The sequence below is a fragment of the Bacillus sp. KH172YL63 genome (assembly GCF_011398925.1).
GTDB lineage: Bacteria > Bacillota > Bacilli > Bacillales > Bacillaceae_B > Rossellomorea.
Genome location: NZ_AP022842.1, coordinates 910,722 through 926,230, shown reverse-complemented (window position 1 = coordinate 926,230; position 15,509 = coordinate 910,722). Strand labels below are relative to the sequence as shown.

The 15,509-nt window shown below is 46.9% G+C and carries 16 protein-coding genes and 1 riboswitch; of the genes, 6 read left to right on the top strand and 10 right to left on the bottom strand.

Annotation, left to right across the window (positions count from 1 at the left end):
* Positions 1 to 50: 50 nt before the first annotated feature.
* Entirely contained in the window at positions 51 to 995 is a 945-nt protein-coding gene (locus KH172YL63_RS04540; protein ID WP_332066922.1) for a DMT family transporter, read from the bottom strand.
* Between the two features lie 290 nt (positions 996 to 1,285).
* Positions 1,286 to 1,687 carry a potassium channel family protein gene (locus tag KH172YL63_RS04535; RefSeq protein WP_173104998.1) on the bottom strand — a complete coding sequence of 134 codons (402 nt, stop codon included), beginning with the start codon at positions 1,685 to 1,687 and terminating at the stop codon, positions 1,286 to 1,288.
* A gap of 423 nt (positions 1,688 to 2,110) precedes the next feature.
* On the opposite strand from KH172YL63_RS04535, the gene KH172YL63_RS04530 reads away from it, so the two are divergent.
* Positions 2,111 to 2,392, top strand: coding sequence for a hypothetical protein (locus tag KH172YL63_RS04530; protein WP_197747087.1), 282 nt, complete (start codon positions 2,111 to 2,113; stop codon positions 2,390 to 2,392).
* A gap of 46 nt (positions 2,393 to 2,438) precedes the next feature.
* Here the strand turns inward: KH172YL63_RS04530 and KH172YL63_RS04525 are convergent, their stop codons facing one another.
* A complete protein-coding gene (locus KH172YL63_RS04525; protein WP_232066124.1) occupies positions 2,439 to 2,813 on the bottom strand; it encodes a glyoxalase superfamily protein in 375 nt (124 codons plus the stop codon).
* Between the two features lie 161 nt (positions 2,814 to 2,974).
* Between KH172YL63_RS04525 and KH172YL63_RS04520 the strand changes: the two genes are divergently transcribed.
* Positions 2,975 to 3,700, top strand: a complete 726-nt coding sequence (locus tag KH172YL63_RS04520) for a TerC family protein (RefSeq protein ID WP_173104997.1) — start codon at positions 2,975 to 2,977, stop codon at positions 3,698 to 3,700.
* 100 nt (positions 3,701 to 3,800) lie between these two features.
* Here the strand turns inward: KH172YL63_RS04520 and KH172YL63_RS04515 are convergent, their stop codons facing one another.
* Together KH172YL63_RS04515 and KH172YL63_RS04510 are read right to left on the bottom strand one after the other, a co-directional pair.
* On the bottom strand, positions 3,801 to 4,256 hold the full coding sequence (locus KH172YL63_RS04515) for a DUF4240 domain-containing protein (protein WP_232066123.1): 456 nt from the start codon (positions 4,254 to 4,256) through the stop codon (positions 3,801 to 3,803).
* Between the two features lie 145 nt (positions 4,257 to 4,401).
* On the bottom strand, positions 4,402 to 5,448 hold the full coding sequence (locus tag KH172YL63_RS04510; protein ID WP_173104996.1) for an NAD(P)/FAD-dependent oxidoreductase: 1,047 nt from the start codon (positions 5,446 to 5,448) through the stop codon (positions 4,402 to 4,404).
* Positions 5,449 to 5,639: 191 nt separating this feature from the next.
* Between KH172YL63_RS04510 and KH172YL63_RS04505 the strand changes: the two genes are divergently transcribed.
* From KH172YL63_RS04505 to KH172YL63_RS04490, 4 genes are all read left to right on the top strand, one after another.
* Entirely contained in the window at positions 5,640 to 6,485 is an 846-nt protein-coding gene (locus KH172YL63_RS04505) for an ABC transporter ATP-binding protein (RefSeq protein WP_173104995.1), read from the top strand.
* The gene (locus KH172YL63_RS04500; protein WP_173104994.1) at positions 6,436 to 7,362 is read left to right on the top strand and encodes an iron-hydroxamate ABC transporter substrate-binding protein; all 927 of its coding nucleotides are present in this window, start codon (positions 6,436 to 6,438) and stop codon (positions 7,360 to 7,362) included. Before KH172YL63_RS04505 ends, KH172YL63_RS04500 begins: the two co-directional genes overlap by 50 nt.
* Before the next feature lie 66 nt (positions 7,363 to 7,428).
* Positions 7,429 to 8,439, top strand: a complete 1,011-nt coding sequence (locus tag KH172YL63_RS04495; RefSeq protein WP_173104993.1) for a FecCD family ABC transporter permease — start codon at positions 7,429 to 7,431, stop codon at positions 8,437 to 8,439.
* Entirely contained in the window at positions 8,436 to 9,443 is a 1,008-nt protein-coding gene (locus KH172YL63_RS04490; protein WP_173104992.1) for a FecCD family ABC transporter permease, read from the top strand. Before KH172YL63_RS04495 ends, KH172YL63_RS04490 begins: the two co-directional genes overlap by 4 nt.
* 82 nt (positions 9,444 to 9,525) lie before the next feature.
* On the opposite strand, the gene KH172YL63_RS04485 is transcribed toward KH172YL63_RS04490, so the two are convergent.
* The 5 genes from KH172YL63_RS04485 to KH172YL63_RS04465 form a co-directional block, all read right to left on the bottom strand.
* Positions 9,526 to 9,891, bottom strand: coding sequence for a PH domain-containing protein (locus KH172YL63_RS04485; RefSeq protein ID WP_173104991.1), 366 nt, complete (start codon positions 9,889 to 9,891; stop codon positions 9,526 to 9,528).
* A gap of 120 nt (positions 9,892 to 10,011) precedes the next feature.
* Positions 10,012 to 10,998 (bottom strand): bile acid:sodium symporter family protein, encoded by a 987-nt coding sequence (locus KH172YL63_RS04480; RefSeq protein ID WP_173104990.1) that lies wholly within the window; start codon positions 10,996 to 10,998, stop codon positions 10,012 to 10,014.
* Complete coding sequence (locus tag KH172YL63_RS04475; RefSeq protein ID WP_173108055.1) at positions 10,995 to 12,398, bottom strand: FAD-binding oxidoreductase; 1,404 nt, start codon at positions 12,396 to 12,398, stop codon at positions 10,995 to 10,997. Before KH172YL63_RS04475 ends, KH172YL63_RS04480 begins: the two co-directional genes overlap by 4 nt.
* Before the next feature lie 234 nt (positions 12,399 to 12,632).
* Complete coding sequence (locus KH172YL63_RS04470; RefSeq protein ID WP_442858752.1) at positions 12,633 to 13,733, bottom strand: threonine aldolase family protein; 1,101 nt, start codon at positions 13,731 to 13,733, stop codon at positions 12,633 to 12,635.
* Positions 13,734 to 13,766: 33 nt separating this feature from the next.
* Entirely contained in the window at positions 13,767 to 15,155 is a 1,389-nt protein-coding gene (locus KH172YL63_RS04465; RefSeq protein WP_173104988.1) for a bifunctional metallophosphatase/5'-nucleotidase, read from the bottom strand.
* A 211-nt stretch (positions 15,156 to 15,366) separates the two neighbouring features.
* Positions 15,367 to 15,468: riboswitch (purine riboswitch) on the top strand.
* The last annotated feature ends 41 nt before the right edge of the window (positions 15,469 to 15,509 follow it).

The window sequence follows — 15,509 nt, the reverse complement described above, 5'->3', positions numbered from 1 at the left end:
AAGGTTGTCAGTTGACATCCATCCGGCAATCATCAAAAAAGCAGAGACACCTACATGTGATGTCTCTGCTTTTCTTCCAAAAACCTCTTTTGTTTTCTTCTGATGACGAATTCCTCAAGTGTCCCGGATCCGCACACTACTCCGAGCACAATGAATACCAGCCCCACGAGATGATGAACCGTCACGGATTCATGGAGGAAGATGGCAGCCCCCACAAGGGAGAAAAACGTGTTGAGATTGAGGAAGATCGACGTTTCGGCCGCGCCGATTTTCCCGATTGAATGATTATAAATCATATGCCCAACTGCTGTTGCAAGTATGGCCGAAGCAAAAAACAATAGCCAGATTGAAACGGATGCATCCCCAAGCTGCTTTAATCCACCAGGCTCTGTCACGAGGCTGATCAGGAAGAGGACGATCGAACCGAAAACGAGCATATAGCCGGTCAACAATCGGGGATCCAGCGTTTTCGCCGCCTTGCTGATGATGATGAAGCTGAGCGCTTGTGAAAAGATCGAAATGAAGATGAACAAGTCCCCCATCTTCAATCCTCCGATCCCTTCCCCACCTGATAAGACAATGATCGTCACGCCCACACTCCCTGACAGAAATCCGAGCACTTTGATGACGGTCGGCCGGTTACGGAGAATGAACGTCGCCATCAATGCCGTCAACAGCGGTCCTGTACCAAGGATCAGTCCCCCGTTTGTGGATGAAGTCCCGGTTAATCCTACAGATAGGAAGTAATGATGACTCACAACATTCAATAATCCTCCCGCTGCAATGAAGGAAAGCTCTCTTGCGGTCGGCCTCCTGATTTTCTTCATAAAACCGAGGACGATGAACACAGTGACCCCTGCCGTGAAGATGCGGAGTGAAGTGATCGTCACCGGTGTAAATTCGCTTACGAGCGTCTTAAGTGCAGGGACATTGAAACCCCAAATCAACATGATGAACACCAGTACCAAATACGTTTGCCATTTTTTCAAGACCACAGCAGCCTTCTTTCTATGTCATATTGTCACCCCATCATAGCACCATCAAGCATGACCTGCGAGTAAAAAAGATGATGAAATAGAAAATTCTTCCGTTAAACAATCAAGGAAGCCATATGTGCCAGTAATGAAAAGGACGGACAAGAGTGAAGTTTTGGGAAAATCAAATGGGAAAGCAATTGGAGATACCTGCAAAACGAGGAAGTTGTGACGATCATGCAGAAGGGACTGGGAAGTGTACGTAGCCAAACAGCAGAAAGGGGCAGCAGTCCCTGTACGCCCCCTCTTCTCTATTCATTCTTCCCTTTGGAATCCAATACCTTCATAAAATAAGCGGTCGGAAGCAGTAATCCGATGGCAGCTTCCAGCAGGGCAAAGAATCTCAGATGGCCTGTCGGGATATAATCCCCATATCCGACAGATAAGATCGTGACGCCACTGTAATAAAGATAATTGAGAAAGGTATGCTCGACCGGTTTACCGCTCGGTGAACTGACCCTGAGCATTGGATGATCAAAGGACAGGAAATAATAGAGGACGGCAAAACCGACCATGATGCTTAAAAGCACGAAGAACAGTTTATAAAACAGCGTTGTACTGAAATAACTGTATTTAAAATGCTTATCCTTAAAGAAATAAATTAAATTTACAATGATGAAAATGATTGCTGCCAATGTAACGATGGTTGCCAAAACGGTGTGATTCCTCCTTTATTCTTCGTACGTTCTCTATACCACCTGCATGATGTTTAAAACGCAGATATCTCGATTTTTTCTTATATGACATGCATTGAAAACAGGATTTCTTGTTGGTTTGGACTTATTCAGCTTCAATGGGGCGGTCTTTTAAGTTGTGCGCCTGTTGAGTGGCTGGATTTCGGCTGGATTTTTGCTTGATTTTTATTTTATCGGCGAAATCTCTAATATAACGGCGAATTTTTCATTATAACGGCGAAATCCGGATTTTATCGGCGAACCCGGCAGTGAGGTCTATCAAACCATTTCTGTACAGCACCGGTACCCCCTGCCTGGTTCAGATTCCAGTTTTCACTTCCACTTTTTAAATGTTCACATATGATAAACCATCTCCGTTTTATGAGAAAGGTGAGATTGATAGTGAAACAACCATTCCAGATGTACAGACCCGTTCATGGCGGCGGAGGGCATGCCGGATGGAGCAATGGGCACGGTCACGGCCATGCATCCTGGGGCCATGGATCGGGTTGGAATCACGGAGGAAACTGGAATCACGGGTGGGGTTATCCAGGTTTTGCCGCTGGGACCCTGACCGGCTTGGCAGTTGGAGCGGCGGCATCACCCGGCCCTTATCCGGTACCGGTTCCTGCCTATCCTTATCCGTATCCATACCCGTACCCGCCACCATACCCTCAATATTAAAACAAAAAGAATCCCCGACTTTTCATACAAGTCGGGGATTCTTCCGTTAACGGCCCTCATGGAATATGAGCTTATTTCCAAACGGATCCGTCATCTGGAACTCAAGTGTCTGCCACGGGGTCGGTTTTATTTCTGGATTGGCGTATGGGTAATTCTTTGCCGTGATCCCGGCATGGAAATCCTCTATCCCTTCCACCCCGATCCTGATCGCAGCCCCTGGGCTGCAGTCGCCGTGATGCTCTGACAGATGCAGCACGCAGTCGCCTTTTGACACCTGCATATAAAGAGGCAGTGCCGGTTCAAACCTGTGTTCCCAGTCAAGTTTGTATTCAAGGATATTCAAATAAAATTCCTTCGCTTTTTCCACATCAAAGATTCTTAAGATCGGAACCGGATGCTTCATATGATATTGCCCGTTCATGTCCACCACTCCTCTCTCTCTATTCTTTCTTTAATCCTCTCACAATTCCTTCATAGGATAAGGAAAACCTGCTCAAAAGGATCATCGTTTATTCATCTAGCATTTATGGTACTATAGATTAGTTAGTATTTACAGTTTAATAGAAGCAAGGAGGAATGAATATGGATTTCTTATTTCCACTTGGACTTGCCATTTCAAGCGGTGCCATCATCGCACTTATAAAAATCATAGCCATCGATATCATTCTATCTGGGGATAACGCGATCGTCATTGCCATGGCGACAAGAAGATTACCGAAGGATCTCCAAAACAAAGCGATTTTCTGGGGTACGGCAGGGGCTGTCATACTGCGTATTTTCTTCGCAGCCATTATCGTTTATTTACTGCAGATTCCTTATGTACATCTCATCGGGGGCGTCCTGTTATTGTGGATTGCTTATCAAGTTCTCGTTGAAGGCGAAGAAGAAACGAACATCCAATCACACAGCGGACTTAAGCAGGCCATTATTACGATTGTCATTGCAGATGCCGCGATGAGCCTGGATAACGTAGTCGCAGTAGCCGGTGCAGCTCATGGGCATATCGGTATGATCGCACTCGGCGTATTCATCTCGATCCCGATCATGATCTTCGGATCGAAAGCGATTGTAAAAATGCTGGAACGTTACCGCTGGATTGCCTATCTCGGAGCCGGGATCCTTGCATATACAGCAGGTGAAATGATCGTGTCTGATGAGAAATTCCTGAATCTCATCAACTTGGAACACGGTCCTGTCACAACGGCGATCACGCTCTTACTCACTGTTGCAATCCTATTGACCGGCTACCTGGTCAACAAACGGGCTGGGTCTGATCATCGGGAGAATGTAGGACAGCATCATGCTTAATGAATAGTAAAAAATCCGAACGACTTCGAGGTTCTAGTTAGAATCTCCAGGTCGTTCGGATTTTTCTTTGTTTCATGACTTTATCCCATTTACAGTTATTTTACCAATTGCTCTTATTGCTGTAAGTTTCATAATCAAATCGGGAAACATGTTCATACTCTTCACCGTTCTTCATCTCGAAAGCTTCACTGGCGATATAAAGAAGAGATTCAAATTCCATCTCTTCTGGCATCGATGCAGGATTTTCAAACACTTCATAGTAAAAATCTTTACCGTTCGCAACAACTACACATCTCGTGTACAGAAAATCATCCTCTGTAAAATCATTTCCACCAAATGAACATTCACCAATATTTTCTGCATATCTTTTCCCATCTAAATCGTAGAGCAGCTTGGATAGAATATCGTCAAACGTATAAATGTCTTCATTCGATTTTTTTGATAAATAGTTGAGCGCCTTCGCCAATACTTTTTCATCATCACCTGAATGTTTCCACTCAAACATATCGATTATTTTCCAGAATTCATTTTCATCCATTCCATTGCTCTTTAACATAACTCCCATGCTCCCTTTATATAAGTATGTTTTCGTAAACATTGTTGGATTTAAAACCTTTTAAACAAGCGAAATGTGGCTGATTGCAACGAAGGATGCTCGCTTTCCACGGGCTGGTGTTGAGCAACTGCCTGCTTTATATATATTATTTCATCATCGCCTTAACCAATTCTCTATTCCGCTTCTTAAACACTTCATTATGGGAGGATACCATGGCGGCAGCGTTGGCATCGGGCTGGATGTATTTCTTTGCTTTGTTGACGGCGTTGGCCGCATCCTGGAATGCACCGGCGATCAGGTTGACCTTCCCCTCGTGCTTCAAAATATCCCCTGCAGCATAAAGACCATCGATCGATGATTCACTGTTTGTCGAACCTGCAATGTAATGCTGGTCGACCATATCTATTTTTAACGAACTGTTCTTAAGCAGTGATGTATCAATTTCATAACCGTGATTGATGATCACTTCATCAATCGGCAAATAGGTGATTTCATTTGTCTGGTGATTCGTCAATTCAACCTTTTCGATCGTTTCATGATCCGCGCCTGCCATTAATTTAGAAATCGATGTATTCAGTAAACACGTCGCCGAACTGTTCATTAACTGGGCGCATTGTGCTTCGTGGCCTTTCAGGGCTTCCTTGCGATAGGCGATGTAAACCTTCTTGGCGACCGGTTCCAATTCATTTGCCCAATCAATCGCAGAGTTCCCCCCGCCGGAAATGATGACCGTCTTATCTTTAAATCTCTTTAATGATTTAACCGTATAATTCAAATTGGAGACTTCGAACCGTTCTGCTCCTTCTATGTCGAGCTTCTGTGGATTGATGATTCCACTGCCCACCGCGACGATGACCGTTTTCGAGTAATGGATTTCGCCGGACGAGCCCTCTAATACAAATAGACGATCCTCATTTCGGGTGATTGATTCCACCTTTTCATTCAAGACGACGGTCGGATCGAACGTCAAACCTTGCTGAACGAGCTGCTCGATCAGTTTTGCCCCTGGCACTGGCGTAAGCCCGCCCACATCCCAAATCATTTTTTCAGGATAAACATGGACTTTCCCGCCGAGCATGGGCTGAAATTCAATGATTTTTGTCTTCATTTCTCTAAGTCCGCTATAGAAAGCCGAATAAAGTCCCGCGGGGCCTCCCCCGATGACAGTTACGTCGTATATTTCTTTATCCATTCCTATCACTCCCCGGTAATCAACTATAATTGATTATCATTCTCAATTACATCCTACATTGTTTTCACTTCTGTGACAATAAAAATTTTATTGACAATAGTAAAAAAGGATTATAGTATGGAAATTGTTCGAGATTGATAATCATTATCAATGGGTACCACATTTACTATACTGAATACGGAGGTCATATTATGGTACGCCTCTATACGGAAGATTTAAACATTGGCTATGGCGAACGCTTGATTGTTAAAGATTTGAGTGTCGACATCCCCGATAAAAAGATCACAACGATCATTGGATCAAACGGATGCGGAAAATCCACCTTACTGAAAGCGATTACCCGGATCATTTCTCATCAGTCCGGCAATGTCGTATTAGACGGTGAAATTATTTCAAAGGGAGATACGAAGGAATTAGCCAAGAAAATGGCGATTCTGCCTCAGACTCCTGAAAGTGCAAGCGGGTTGACTGTCGGCGAATTGGTTTCATATGGACGCTTCCCACACCAAAAAGGGATGGGCAGATTGACGAAAAAGGATTACGACGTCATCAATTGGGCCCTCGAAGTCACAGGTACGGCAGATTTCAAATTCAGGGAAGTCGATGCCTTATCAGGCGGACAGCGTCAGCGTGTCTGGATCGCCATGGCCCTTGCACAGGAAACCGACATCATCTTCCTCGATGAACCGACTACATATTTAGACATGGCCCATCAGCTTGAAGTCCTCGAACTTCTGCAAAAACTGAACCGTGAACAGGAGCGGACGATCGTCATGGTCCTCCATGATTTAAATCAGGCTGCCCGGTTCGCTGATCATATCGTCGCCATGAAAGAAGGAGAAATCGTTAAATCCGGCAGCTGTGAAGATGTCATCACCCATGGGGTACTGAGAAAAGTATTTCAAATCGATGCTGAAATCGGAAGAGATCCTCGAACAAACAAGCCAATGTGTATCACATATAACCTACTAAAAGGAGAGAATCAACATGAAGAAATGGATAATCCCGTTTACTCTGCTATTGGTGCTACTTGTTAGCGCCTGCAGCAACAGCTCTACATCAGACGAAGGGTCTGATTCAAAAGAAAAGGAAAGCAAATCAGATACCATCACCTACCAATCTGAAAATGGAGACGTGGAAGTACCTGCTGATCCACAGCGCGTCATCGTCCTATCTTCATTTGCCGGTAACGTCATGGCACTTGATGTAAACCTTGTCGGTGTCGATACTTGGTCGAAAATGAACCCACGCTGGGAAGAAGATCTGAAAGACGTGGAAGAAGTGACGGATGAGAACCTGGAGAAGATTATCGAGCTTGATCCAGATTTGATCATTGGGCTATCCAACATTAAAAATGTGGATAAACTGAATGAGATTGCCCCTACGGTTACGTACACTTATGGAAAAGTAGATTACTTAACTCAGCACATTGAAATTGGAAAACTGTTAAACAAGGAAAAAGAAGCCCAAAAATGGGTGGATGATTTCAAAGAGCGTGCAGCAACAGTAGGCGAAGACATTAAAGCGAAAATCGGTGAAGATGCGACCGTATCTGTCATTGAAAGCTTCAACAAGCAATTATATGTTTATGGTAACAACTGGGGGCGCGGCACAGAGATCCTTTATCAGGAAATGGACCTGAAGATGCCTGAAAAAGTAAAAGAAGAAGCATTGGAACCAGGATACTTCGCCCTTTCAACAGAAGTGATGCCTGAGTTTGCCGGTGACTACCTGATCTTAAGTAAAGATCCAAATGCAGATAATTCTTTCATGGACACAGACACCTACAAGAATATTCCTGCTGTGAAAAACAACCATGTGTATGAAGTCAATATGATGGAGTTCTACTTCAACGATCCGCTTACACTGGATTATCAGCTGGACTTCTTCAAAGAGAACTTTCTAGGCAACTAACTTTCAAAAAGGGAATTCTTTCGATGAGAATTCCCTTTTACTATCCTATCAAAGAAAAGATGATTGATGATGACAACCCACAACACAAAAATCCCTTTTATCTATAAAATGATTGGTACGTCCCTCCTATTTGTTGCGTCCTTTCTGATCTCAGTTATGTACGGGGCTGCCGACACCTCCATGAAGGATGTCTTTCAGGCCCTCACATTGTCCGGTACCGGGAGTACCATCACAATATTGCACGAAATCCGATTTCCCCGTGAGGTCGCAGCCGTTGTGGTCGGTGCATCGTTAGCTGTTTCAGGGGCGATCATGCAGGGGATGACGCGAAATCCCCTTGCCGATCCCGGACTGCTCGGTCTGACAGCCGGTGCAAACGCCGCTCTGGCCGTTGCCCTCGCTTTTATCCCTTCCATGAGCTACTACGGAATCATGATTGCCTGCTTCATCGGCTCTGGCGTCGGGGCTCTGATGGTATTCGGGATCAGCTCGATGAAAAGGGGAGGCTTTTCCCCATTTCGGATCGTCCTCGCCGGTGCGGCCGTATCTGCTTTTTTGTTTGCTATTTCCGAAGGGGTCGGTCTCTTCTTCAAGCTTTCGAAGGATGTTTCGATGTGGACCGCAGGCGGGCTGATCGGCACAACCTGGCAACAGCTGCAGGTAATCGGTCCAATCATCTTGACCGGCATTGCTGTTTCATTATTTTTATCGAGGCAGCTTACGATCTTGAGTCTGAATGAGGAAGTCGCCATCGGTTTGGGACAGCGGACAGCGTTTGTCAAAACGCTTCTGTTCGTGGTGATTGTCCTGCTCGCAGGTGCTGCAGTGGCATTGGTGGGGAACATGGTGTTCATCGGGCTGATGATCCCTCATATCGTGCGGGCGATCGTCGGAACCGACTATCGCTTCATCCTCCCTGTCGCGACATTGCTTGGTGCTTCGTTCATGCTGCTTGCAGATACGCTCGGGCGCACAATCAATGCCCCGTACGAAACGCCGGTCGCCGCGATTGTCGCGATGCTTGGCTTACCGTTCTTCCTATTCATCGTACATAAAGGAGGAAAAGGCTTCTCATGATTCATCCAGAATTGATAAAAAAACAAAGATATCTTTTAATCGCACTTTTCATCCTGATCATCACGACTGCCTTTGTCAGCATCGGATTAGGTTATTCATCGGTATCATATGACAGGCTCCTTCCCACCCTTTTAGGGGAAGGCACATTTAAAGAAGAATTCATCCTGTTTTCAATCCGCCTGCCCAGGATCATCATTACGATCCTTGCCGGCATGGCCCTTTCTCTTTCAGGATCCATCCTGCAGGGCATCACCCGCAATGATCTCGCTGACCCTGGAATCATCGGAATCAATGCAGGAGCAGGCGTATCCATCGCCGTCTTCTTTCTGTTTTTCCCGATCGATGCGGCTTCATTTGCGTATGCACTGCCCCTCGTCGCATTCGGAGGTGCGCTTGTAACCGCCTGCTTGATTTATGTATTTTCTTACAGCAAACGAAATGGGATCCAGCCGGTCCGATTAGTGCTGATCGGGGTCGGATTCTCGATGGCCCTTTCAGGACTCATGATCATCCTGATTTCAAGTGCTGAACGGGCGAAAGTGGATTTCATCGCCAAATGGCTTGCAGGTAACATCTGGGGAACCGACTGGCCATTCATATGGGCCATCCTCCCGTGGTTACTGATTCTGATCCCGCTTGCACTCTATAAGGCGCAGATGCTCAATGTGTTGGGGCTAAGCGAGCCAGTATCAATCGGTGTAGGGGTATCCATCAACCGTGAGCGCTTCATCATGCTTTTAGTTGCTGTCGCCCTTGCCGCTTCAGCCGTTTCCGTCACCGGCGGGATCGCCTTCATCGGATTGATGGCGCCCCATATGGCCAAAGCGCTGGTCGGACCGAGAAATCAACTGTTCATCCCGGTCGCAATACTGCTTGGAGGATGGCTCCTGCTCCTTGCCGACACAATCGGCCGCAACATCCTTGAACCAGACGGCATCCCCGCAGGCATCATGATCGCCCTCATCGGCGCCCCCTACTTCATGTACCTGCTGCTGAAGAAATAAGGGGACGGACCTCTGTTTTTCATAAGAAATGTGTTAAGGACGGGCCTTCAGCTGTAAAAAGTGAGGTCCGTCCCTCAAAAAACTATAAAATATGGGAAGCGATGAGGCGGTCGAGTTTGCGGATGTCGACTCCTTTGTTGAGGCTGAGTTTGAGCTTGCCGACTTTTGTCCATAGTTCGAGTTCGGCGTCGATGTCGAGTGCCCCTCCGTTTTCGCTTGAGTAGAGGATGATTGATTTGAAAGGGATCGTGTAGATCTCTGTTTTGTCACCTGTGATGCCTTGCCGGTCTGCGATCAGAATTCTTTTATTCGTCACGACCGCTACATCCCTGATGGTTTTGTAGGCTGCTTCTGCCCTTTCTCCGTCAATCAACAGAGATTGTATGTCTTCTGGTACCTCAACTTCTTCGAAGAATGTGAACCTCATCAATTTTTTCACTTCAACCATTGTCATCTCTCCTTATTACTTTTGATCCAATTAAAGGAAAACTCTTCATCTCTTTACCAACTCTACACAAGCAAAAACGATGCCCAGTGGATGACGGCATCGATTTTGTTTTGTTTTGTTTTACTGTCCTGTCGTCGTACTGACGGCAGATTTGATAGATCTTCCGGTTTTCCCTTTCTCTCTCACAGGCTTCTTGCTCCAAAGCGTAGCCAGGATCGGTCCGGAAATATTATGCCATACTGCAGCAATCACACTCGGCAGGGCAGCAAGGGGACCAAAGTGTGCAGAAGCGAGTGCAACGCCGAGACCAGAGTTCTGCATGCCCACTTCGATTGAAATCGCCCGCCTGCTCCCTTCATCCAGCTTCATGAGACTTCCGGTTCCATACCCAAGCCCCAGTCCAAAGAGATTATGCAACATGACGGCTGTGAAGATGAGCGCACCTGATGCTGCTATGTTCTCTACATTTGCCGAGACGACCGCTGATACGATGATCATGATCGCCAGTACAGAGATGAGCGGTACGACACCCAGACTTTTTTCCACCGTGGCCGGAAACAGCTTTCTGAGGACCAATCCAATCGTAATCGGAAGGATGATCACTTGAACGATCGAAAGGAACATGGCGACCGGATCAACCGGCAGCCACTGTCCTGCCAGGGCAAGCAATATGAGCGGAGTCAGGATTGGCGCAAGAAGTGTAGACAGGGATGTCATCGCAACAGACAGGGCAAGATTGCCCCTTGCCAAATACACCATCACATTGGAAGACGTGCCTCCCGGAACCGATCCGAGTAAAACCAACCCTGCCGCCAACTCATCAGGCAAGCGAAGGAGATAGGCAATCAACAGGGCACCAAGGGGCATGATAAGGAATTGCGCCGTCACCCCCGTGATGACTGGCAGTGGTTTTTTCAGTATGAGCTGAAAGTCTACCGGCTTCAGCGTCAGCCCCATCCCGAACATCACGACACCTAGGAGGATCGTGATATAACTCCCCAAAGACAGGAAAGGTGCAGGTACCAAATAAGCAACTCCCGCTACGAGGATGACCCATAGAGCGAAATACTTCCCTGCCAGATCACTGATTGTTTCGAGTAGCTTCATGCCTGTTCCTCCTTCTTTTTATGTATGAGCTTATTGGGATTGAAGATTTCATGGGGATCGATGGCACGCTTGATCTGCTCCATCACCCCGAGGGCAGCCCCGTGTTCCCGCTGCTGATATTTCATCTTTCCGACCCCAACTCCGTGTTCACCTGTACAAGTCCCGTTTCTCTCAATGGCGTACTCCACGATGTCTTCGTTATAGGTTTCGGCTCTCTTCATTTCATCTTCATCTTGAAGGTTAATCATTAAGGAGGTGTGGTAATTCCCGTCTCCTACATGTCCAAGGAGTCCTCCAATCAACCCGAGTTCATCGAGCCTCTTCCTCGCATACTGGATCGCACCGGACAATTCTGAAATCGGTACACACACATCTGTCACCATCAGCTTCCTTCCAGGATTTCCATGTACATACGCATAAGCGAGGTTATGCCTTGCTTCCCACAGTTTGTTCCGGGCAGCCGTATCTTCTTCAAAGATGATATCTTCACAACGATGGTCTGCTACAATGTCCTTCGTAAATTCAACATCCTGTTTCAATCCCGCTTCATTTCCGTGGAACTCAAGGAACAGAGTCGGCTTTTCTTTATAATCTGTGTCGCTGAACAGGTTGGCCTGAACCATGGAAGGTTCATCCACCAGTTCCACCCTGGCGATCGGAACTCCCGCCTGCAGGATGGAAACGACCGCTTCCACTGCATCATCAACGTGACGGAAAGAGGCACGGGCTGCCACGATATGCTCCGGAATCCCATACACTCGGAGGGTCAATTCTGTAATACATCCCAATGTCCCTTCTGACCCGACGAACAAGCTGTTCAGATGATATCCGGACGACGATTTCTGGGCCATATTCCCGGTATGAATCACTTCTCCGCTTGGCAGCACCACTTCCAGATCCCTTACCTGATCCCGCATGACGCCGTATTTAACAGATGTCGTCCCGCTCGCATTCGTGGCAGCCATGCCTCCGAGCGTTGCATCTGCCCCCGGATCCACCGAGAAAAAGAGACCGTACTTCTTCAATTCTTTATTCAATTGAGTGCGGGTCACCCCTGGTTGAACCTTCACGAGGAAGTCCTTCTCCCTGACTTCAAGAATCTTATTCATCTGGGAGAAATCGATGGTGATCCCTTTATCATACGGAATCACATGTCCTTCAAGGCTCGTCCCGAGACCAAACGGGATGATCGGTGTACGATGGGCCGTCGCCAACTTCACGATCCGGCTTACCTCCCCCGCATTCTTCGGAAACACCACCACATCAGGGGAACTTGGCCGGTGATACGACTCATCCCTCCCATGCTGCTCCAACACCGTCTCATTCACCGTTACACCCCCACTTCCAACAACATCCCTCAAATCATCCACCAGACCTACACCACTCCCGTACACACCCATACCCATACAACCTCTCCCCTTCAAAAAAATGTATATTGTAACGGATTATACCTAATAATCAGAATATTTCAATACCTGTTTTGGGGACGGACCTCATTCCCCACCCTTATTCAGCCAAGAAATCCTTTAATGGCGCAGTTTGGGTGAAAAATGAGGAGGTCCGTCCCTCACCCAACAAAAAAGCATCGGGCTTTTCCCGATGCTTTTTGTTCATTGGTATGTTGATAACTGTTTTTATTCCGCCTGCAGTTCTTTCAGTTTTCTGTCCAGCAGGGTGAAGAAGTTTTCCAGTTTTTGTTTTGGGATGTGTGCGTATTGGTCGCCTATGGTGGCTTCATAGGTACATTCGTGCTGGCTGACTTCTTTTACGTAGCCGGTCATACCGATTCCTGTTGCTTCGTACAACTGAATTAACAGTTCTTCGATTTGTTTTTTGGGAAATTGGAATAAGACGTGGAACATGTTGGAGACAGGGATTTCAGGTACTGTCGATACGCCCTCGCAAGCATTGAAGTGAGCAGAGAGTTCCCTTGCCCCGTCATAGTATTCTTCCATTTTGCTGATCCGCTCGTCAAAGTAATAATCCGCACTGATGATGTACGGGTAAAGGCTGATCAAATCTCCCCCGTGCCGCCTTTTCCACACCTTCGATTCTTCGGTGAATTTCTCATCCCCCGCCAGGACCGCCCCGGCAAGTCCGCCGATTCCTTTGTAAAATGAAATATACACGCTGTCAAACAAGGAACAGATCTCTTCCGCCGTTTTCCTGTAATACGGAAGGATCTCATAGAGCCGGGCACCATCCAAATGAAGCTTGATCCCCTTTTCCCTGCAGTGTCTTGAAATCGATTGGAGTGTCTCATATGTCGGCAGCTGGCCCCCGATCTCCCTCTGTGGAAGCTCAAGCAGCAGGCAGGCAACCTCTTCCCCCATATCCTCCACGTCTTCCAAAGTGATCACCTGGTCCTTATCGGCAAGCAGGATCGGCTCGATACCGTGTAATTTCTTCAAGCCATCTTCTTCATGGATTTCAAGATGACTGAGCGGATGGTATGCCACTTTATAAAGTTCCTTTTGATCACACCAGATCCTGAGGGCAATCTGCTGAGCCATCGTCCCGCTTGGGAAAAATACAGCAGACGCTTTTCCCAGGTATTGTGCCATCTTCTTTTGAAAGTCTTCGATTATTTTACCCGCGCCGTAAATATCACTTTCCATCTCTCCGTCCACGGACTCCAATGCTCTTTTCAACACATCGAGATTTCGTCTTCCATGGCCTTGCAGTGAATGCTCGGCTTTTTGATATGCGTCGATCAGTGTGAATTCTCCCATCATTATGCTCCTCCATGTCCATTCTCTTCTTTTGACCTATGCCAATACGTTACTCGCCTTTTTCCAACGTTTCACCTGCGCTTTTTCCACACACTCTTTCTTCTCGGCATACAGGCGGATCACATCACGGATTTCTTCAGGCAAATAGCGGTCATTGCGTCCATGAGCGAGAGATGGATAACCTGATCCCCGCTGCAAATAATCGGAAGATGCAACAGAGTACCATGTGTCTTCTTCTAAAGGTGCGTTTCCAATCAGGATGCGGATTCCCTCTTTTCCGTCATGAATGATCTCCGCCCCAGACAGGTGGAGGCTGCCGACGAATTTGCCCCGGAAGCCCGGTCCTTTTCCATCTGCCAAGCACACCTGGCTGTCCATTGATTCCTCGATCGCCTGCTTAAGATGTTTGCCTTGAATTTCAAAGGACGTCGGATTTAGCGGTGATGGACAGATTTCAATGAGTTTCTTGTTGCTGATGTAATCAAAGATCCCGGCATTCACGATCCCGCCGTTAATCAACCCAATGTCACACTTCAGCATATCCTTGAGACCGTCTGCGATGAGGTTACTCAGGGGATTCTCTTCGATCACATCATGCCAAAGAGGCTGTGCCAATGTATACAGAGGCTCGCTTAATACGTCGATCGCCCGCTGTTTATTTCTTTTCATGATGTGTGTGATGTCTTCATCAACCGGATAGGACTGGATGGAAACCGTCTCTCCCCGGAGCAGTTCAATTCCAATCTCTGAGATCTCCAGTTCAATGACGCCAACGTGCTCCCCGTAGCAGCCGGCACTATTCATCACCGTTCCGTTCACGATCTTTGCTTGTGGATACAGGACGTGATCATGTGCAGAAATGATCACATCGATCCCATCAAGCTCTTCTGCAAGCTCTTCATCGGCCATCGTGCCCACATGATTAAGGAGGATGCCAAGATCATATTTCCCCCGATTCCGTTCGATTTCCTCCTGAATGGCTGCTTTGTAATCTGTCAGATGTACACCGAGCCCATCATTGAAAACCCCTAAATCAGGCGATGATCCTGTGATGAACAGGCGCAAGCCATTCTTCTCGAGGATGATGCTCCGACTCACCCCGTTGATCTCTGATTGATCTTTCAAGTACAGGTTATTGCTGATGAAGGGGACAGGACTGTTCCCTGCCATATGCTGCAGCGTCCCGGGTCCGTTAAACATTTCATTATTGCCGACCGTCAGAGCATCATACCCCACTTCTTTCAGCAGTTCGATTGCGGCCATTCCCCTTGTTCCCTGAAGCTCGATGCTCCGGAAGTCTGCGAAGTCTCCCCCGTCCAGGATGATTGTATGTTCGTCTGTATTCTCCTTGATAAATGATGCTGCTTTTGAAAATGAATCGAAATGACTATGCACATCATTGGTATGTAAAATTTTCAGCTTCATGTTTACCTCCAGGATATTTTATCAGAAAACTCTATCTTTAATAGTAAAGGAAAACTATGAGCTGTAAAGGATTTTTATGGTAAAAGTTCACCTCCCTTGCCGTTACCCCGGACCCATGCCGTGAAGGACACACAACACCCCCGCTGATTCACGATCAACTGACCATTGACACAGTGCTTTCGGTGCATATAAAATGTGAGGTAATCTTGATAAATACTTTCATCTATAAACTCGTATAATATTGGAAATATGGTCCAAAAGTTTCTACCAAGCCACCGTAAATGGTTTGACTACGAGAGAGAGCAGCGACAGAAGTCCCTGCTCTTCTCTCTATATGTCAAACCCCGGGGCCAT

Bases quoted from the DNA above. Each gene is read 5' to 3' on its own strand.
- KH172YL63_RS04525 (WP_232066124.1), bottom strand. From the start codon at position 2,813: ATGAACGGGCAATATCATATGAAGCATCCGGTTCCGATCTTAAGAATC.
- KH172YL63_RS04520 (WP_173104997.1), top strand. From the start codon at position 2,975: ATGGATTTCTTATTTCCACTTGGACTTGCCATTTCAAGCGGTGCCATC.
- KH172YL63_RS04515 (WP_232066123.1), bottom strand. From the start codon at position 4,256: ATGTTAAAGAGCAATGGAATGGATGAAAATGAATTCTGGAAAATAATC.
- KH172YL63_RS04510 (WP_173104996.1), bottom strand. From the start codon at position 5,448: ATGGATAAAGAAATATACGACGTAACTGTCATCGGGGGAGGCCCCGCG.
- KH172YL63_RS04505 (WP_173104995.1), top strand. From the start codon at position 5,640: ATGGTACGCCTCTATACGGAAGATTTAAACATTGGCTATGGCGAACGC.
- KH172YL63_RS04500 (WP_173104994.1), top strand. From the start codon at position 6,436: ATGAAGAAATGGATAATCCCGTTTACTCTGCTATTGGTGCTACTTGTT.
- KH172YL63_RS04495 (WP_173104993.1), top strand. From the start codon at position 7,429: ATGATGACAACCCACAACACAAAAATCCCTTTTATCTATAAAATGATT.
- KH172YL63_RS04490 (WP_173104992.1), top strand. From the start codon at position 8,436: ATGATTCATCCAGAATTGATAAAAAAACAAAGATATCTTTTAATCGCA.
- KH172YL63_RS04485 (WP_173104991.1), bottom strand. From the start codon at position 9,891: ATGGTTGAAGTGAAAAAATTGATGAGGTTCACATTCTTCGAAGAAGTT.
- KH172YL63_RS04480 (WP_173104990.1), bottom strand. From the start codon at position 10,998: ATGAAGCTACTCGAAACAATCAGTGATCTGGCAGGGAAGTATTTCGCT.
- KH172YL63_RS04475 (WP_173108055.1), bottom strand. From the start codon at position 12,398: ATGGGTGTGTACGGGAGTGGTGTAGGTCTGGTGGATGATTTGAGGGAT.
- KH172YL63_RS04470 (WP_442858752.1), bottom strand. From the start codon at position 13,733: ATGATGGGAGAATTCACACTGATCGACGCATATCAAAAAGCCGAGCAT.
- KH172YL63_RS04465 (WP_173104988.1), bottom strand. From the start codon at position 15,155: ATGAAGCTGAAAATTTTACATACCAATGATGTGCATAGTCATTTCGAT.